This window comes from Rhodococcus sp. EPR-147 (assembly GCF_001647185.1).
Classification (GTDB): domain Bacteria; phylum Actinomycetota; class Actinomycetes; order Mycobacteriales; family Mycobacteriaceae; genus Rhodococcoides.
Genome location: NZ_LVCU01000053.1, coordinates 1 through 4,632 on the forward strand (window position 1 = coordinate 1; position 4,632 = coordinate 4,632).

The 4,632-nt window shown below is 64.9% G+C and carries 5 protein-coding genes; 3 read left to right on the forward strand and 2 right to left on the reverse strand.

Annotation, left to right across the window (positions count from 1 at the left end):
• The 3 genes from A2J02_RS02250 to A2J02_RS02260 all read left to right on the forward strand — a co-directional run.
• On the forward strand, positions 1-405 hold a 405-nt coding region (locus A2J02_RS02250; protein ID WP_442971442.1), incomplete at its 5' end, for a copper amine oxidase.
• 28 nt (positions 406-433) lie between these two features.
• A complete protein-coding gene (locus tag A2J02_RS02255) occupies positions 434-1,288 on the forward strand; it encodes a universal stress protein (RefSeq protein WP_068046209.1) in 855 nt (284 codons plus the stop codon).
• A complete protein-coding gene (locus A2J02_RS02260) occupies positions 1,281-2,798 on the forward strand; it encodes an APC family permease (RefSeq protein WP_068046212.1) in 1,518 nt (505 codons plus the stop codon). Before A2J02_RS02255 ends, A2J02_RS02260 begins: the two co-directional genes overlap by 8 nt.
• 17 nt (positions 2,799-2,815) lie before the next feature.
• Here A2J02_RS02260 and A2J02_RS02265 read toward each other — a convergent pair whose 3' ends face one another.
• Together A2J02_RS02265 and A2J02_RS02270 are read right to left on the reverse strand one after the other, a co-directional pair.
• A complete protein-coding gene (locus A2J02_RS02265; RefSeq protein WP_068046218.1) occupies positions 2,816-3,583 on the reverse strand; it encodes a MerR family transcriptional regulator in 768 nt (255 codons plus the stop codon).
• A gap of 18 nt (positions 3,584-3,601) precedes the next feature.
• Positions 3,602-4,632: MFS transporter (locus A2J02_RS02270; protein ID WP_068046215.1), on the reverse strand; the 1,031-nt coding region annotated here is incomplete at its 5' end.

Below are 4,632 nucleotides of genomic sequence, written 5' to 3' on the forward strand. Positions count from 1 at the left end.
CGGCCCGCCTACAAGTTGGTTCCGGGAGCGGCGATCCCGTCGATGTTCGATCCCGCGTCGCCGATCTTCCAACGTGCCCAGGTGATCGGTCACACCGTCTGGGTCACACCCAATTCACCCGACGAGCGTTGGCCCAGCGGCGAGTTCGTCAACCAGAGCGGCGTAGACCACGGGCTCCCGGAGTGGACCGAGAAGGATCGCAGCATCGAGAACACCGATGTCGTCGTCTGGTACACCTTCGGCATCCACCACATCACTCGGCCGGAGGACTGGCCGGTGATGCCCGCGGACACGGTCTCGTTCTGGCTCAAGCCGTTCGGGTTCTTCGATCGCAACCCCTCGCTCGACGTCGCACCGTCGGAACCGAAGTCGTGCCACACCGATCCCGGTAGCACCTGCCATTAGCTCGCCCAACCTCAGGGAAGGTCCGCCCATGCGTCTGATCGTGGGGTACCAGGCAACACCGAGTGGCGCTGACGGAATCGCCCTGGGGGCAACGCTTGCGCGTTCGCTGCAGGCGTCGCTGGACATCTGTCTGGTGCTGCCGCAGGAGCGTCCGGTGCCGTCCAAAGCGCCGGTCGAGGCCGGATACGACGACATCCTGATCGATCGGGCCACCGGCTGGCTCGACGAGGCACTCACCCTCGTACCCGAAGACGTACAGGCACGCGCGCACCTGTTGTTCGACGAGTCCTTCGCTCAGGGCCTGCTCGACGCCGTCCGAGAGTTCGACGCGTACATGATCGTGGTCGGTGCGGCCGGTGACGGTCTGCTCGGACGCCATTCGATCGGCACCGTCACCAGCGATCTGCTGCACGTGGCGCATGTGCCGCTCGCGCTGGCTCCGCGGGGGTATCGACATTCTCCGCCGCAACGCATTCGAGAGATCACCTGCGCCATCGGAAATCGTCCGGGGGCAGCGGAGCTCATCGAGGCAGCCACCGACCTGTCCGTCACCGCAGAGTTGCCGTTGCGCCTGCTCTCCCTCGTTTCCGCGGACGAGCAATCGGCGCAGGGACAGGGCGGTCTCGCCAAGGCCGAGGAAGTGCTGCGCACCGTGCAAGCGGAATTGCCCGCGGGATCGGACGTGCAGTTGAAGGTGGCGGAGGGCTCCGGCATCGAGAAGGCCGCTTCTTCGCTCGACTGGCACGACGGCGACGTATTGATGGTGGGGTCGTCTCGACTCGCCCAGCCTCACCGTCTCTTCCTGGGATCGGTTGCCGCCAAGATGCTCCGGGTCGTTCCCGTTCCGATGATCGTTGTTCCGAGAGAGGCCGGCGATGAATGAGCACAAGGTAGTGGACGTCGAGTCCAAGGGCCTGTCCGCCGGCCAGCTCGGGTTGCTCGCAAGTGTGGTCCTGGGCATCTCGACCATTGCACCCGCGTACGCGCTCACCGCCTCGCTCGGGCCGACGGTCACCGAGGTCGGGGTCCATCTGCCCGCGATCTTCATCGTCGGCTTCATTCCGATGTTGTTGGTGGCGTTGGGTTATCGAGAGCTCAACGCGGCCGAGCCCGACAGCGGCACGTCGTTCACGTGGGCGTCGAAGGCCTTCGGCCCGTACGTCGGCTGGATGGGCGGATGGGGCCTGATCGCGGCCACCATCATCGTGCTCTCGAACCTGGCGGGAGTGGCCGTCGACTTCTTCTATCTCTTTCTCGCCCAGGTCACCAGCAACGACTCACTGGCCGACCTGACCGGCAACAAGCTCGTCAACATCGTCACGTGCCTGGTGTTCATGGCATTGGCAGCGTGGCTCTGCTATCGCGGCATGCAGGAGACCAAGCGTGTCCAGTACACGATGCTCGGCTTCCAGCTTTTGGTCATGGCGTGGTTCATCGTGGCCGCGTTCGTCAAGGTCGGTGCAGGCGACGGGGCCGAGGACATCTCGTTCAGCCTGGACTGGTTCGACCCGTTCGGAATCCCGAGCTTCTCCGCGTTCACTGCCGGCCTGTCACTGTCGATCTTCATGTACTGGGGTTGGGACGTCTGCCTGACCGTCAACGAGGAAACCTCCGGCAGCGCAAAGATTCCCGGACGCGCTGCGCTGGTCACGGTGTTCTTCATCATCGTTCTGTACTTGCTCACCGCAGTGGCAACCCTGCTCTTCGCCGGCACAGGTGACACCGGAAACGGACTGCAGAATCCCGACACCACCGACAACGTGTTCGCCGCCCTCGCGGGGCCGGTGATGGGTCCGTTCGCGATCCTGCTGTCCCTGGCCGTGTTGAGCAGCTCCGCCAGCTCGCTGCAGGCCACGTTCATCTCGCCGGCCCGCACGTTGCTGGCGATGGGCCACTACCAGGCCCTACCGAAGCGATTCGCCTCCATCACACCGAGATTCAGCACCCCGGGCTTCGCGACGCTGGTGGCAGGCGGAGCGTCCGCAGGCTTCTACGCCGTGATGCGGGTGGTGAGCGACAACGTTCTCACCGACACCATCGCCGCGCTCGGACTGATGATCTGCTTCTACTACGGCATCACCGCATTCGCCTGTGTCTGGTACTTCCGCGAAGAGCTGTTCACCAGCACCCGCAACGTGTTCTTCAAGTTCTTGGCTCCGCTGCTCGGTGGCGTCGGCATGGCAGTGGTGTTCGTGCAGACCTCGGTCGACGCTTGGGACCCCGAATTCGGCAGTGGCTCATCACTGTTCGGCATCGGCATGGTGTTCCTCATCGGCGTCGGCATCATCGTGCTCGGCATGGTCGTCATGGCAGTGGTTGCACTGCGCAAGCCGGAATTCTTCAAGGGCAACATTCTCCGCCGTGATACTCCGTCGCTGATCGTCGAAGACTGACCGCCCCTCGGCCCTCGTCAGGGTCGAGGGTGCTCGATGCCGCGCTCCTGCAGCCCTTGCACGATCAGCTCGGTGACGCGCACCCAGGCGGGCCGATCGGCCCACTGCGCCTCGAGCAGCGAGTTGGCCGCCGGATCGTCGAGACCGCGCTCGAACGACCACTCGAGGGCGTCACTGTCCCAGGCGTTCACCATCCACTCGACCGTACCGTCCGCGAGCTGCTGGATCTGTGGGTCCTCGGGTTCGAGCTCGGCTGCTCGAAAGGAGCGCACCATGAGTGCCAGATAGCCCGGGTCCCTGAGCATGGTGCCGCCTACCGATTCCAGCCAGGGATCGAGCCTGGGCCGGTAGACGGCAGACGTCAGCACCCAGGCATCGCGATAGTGATCGACAACGTCGGGGTCGATACCCGCTTTGCGCAGGTGCGTGATCAGGCCGACGATCACATCTGGAAGGACAAGCGCGTCGCCGGCACGCAACAGCCGGAGTCTGTCGCGATCCTTCTCCAGACGTTCGATCCTGTTGCTCAGGTCGGCGTCGATCTCGGCCAAGGCGAGGTCGAGTGATTCCTGCGAGGCGTCGAGTAGCTCGTGAACGCGCGCCAGTGGCACACCGGCGGAGGCAAGAGCAACGACGCGTGACAGCCTCAGGACGGCCTCCCCGTCGTAGAGGCGGTAGCCCGATGTATTGCGCTGCGGCTCGTCCAACAGACCCTGCTGGTGATAGAACCGGACGGTTCGGGTTGTCACTCCCACGTAGGAAGCCAGCTCACCGATGCGCAGCATGGCAACCATTCTGGCCGATCAATCGTCCACCCGGGCAGACTGCGGCAGCGGTTCGGTCAGCTCACGTGCACCCGGACTCAGAACCGCATAGGCGGCGACAGCGGTCCATCCGACGCCCATGACGACAGCCCCGAGACCTAGATCTCCGCCGACGAGCACCACCGACATCAGCCCCAACCCCATCGGACCCGCCACGAGCCCGCCCATGTTCAGCCAGCCGAGGACGCGCCCCCGAACGTCTGCGGGGACACGCTCGGCGACGTAGACGTTCCAGATCGGACCGAACAGCCCGGATCCGAGACCCATGACCAGCATCCCCGCTGCGACGATCCAGAACCCTTGCAACTGTGCGAACAGCCAGATACCTGCCGTCATCGCGGCCATTCCCGTCACGAAGGTGGCCCGTCGAGATCGGGCGGCCAACGCAGCGAACAGTGCCGACCCCGCCAGCGCACCGATCGCGAACGCCGACATCGCCAGGCCCAGCTGCCCGGGTTCGCCGATCTCGTTGAAGTGACCGGGCAGGAGCAGGCTGATCATCGGCGGGGTGACCAGGCTCGCCAGGAATGCGAAAATCAGCATTGCTCGCAGCGCGGGCGTGGCACGGATCAGGTCCAGGGCACTGCCAGAACCCGTGGAGTCCGTCGCGAACGCCTGCCCCATGACCGGAACAATCGCAGTCAGCAATGCAGCGGCCGCCGACGAGGCTGCGGTGACGGCAACGACCTCGATCGGATCCAGCACGCTCAACAGCAGGCCCGCCAGAGCCGGTCCGGCCAGGAACGCCAGTGAAAACCCGGTCTGAAAGAACCCGGCCACCGTGGTGACCGACGTTCCCGAGATCGACGCGACGTCGGCGAGCATCGCTTGACGAGCCGTCATCCCCGGAACATCGAAGACCGCGCCTGCAACTCCCAGCACCACGAACCACGGCACCGACAACCCCACCGTCGCACTCACCACGATCAAGCCGAGTACCGCAGTTGCGCTGCCGAGATCGGAGACGACGGCCACGTTGCGTGCTCCGAATCGGTCGATCAGGCGACCAC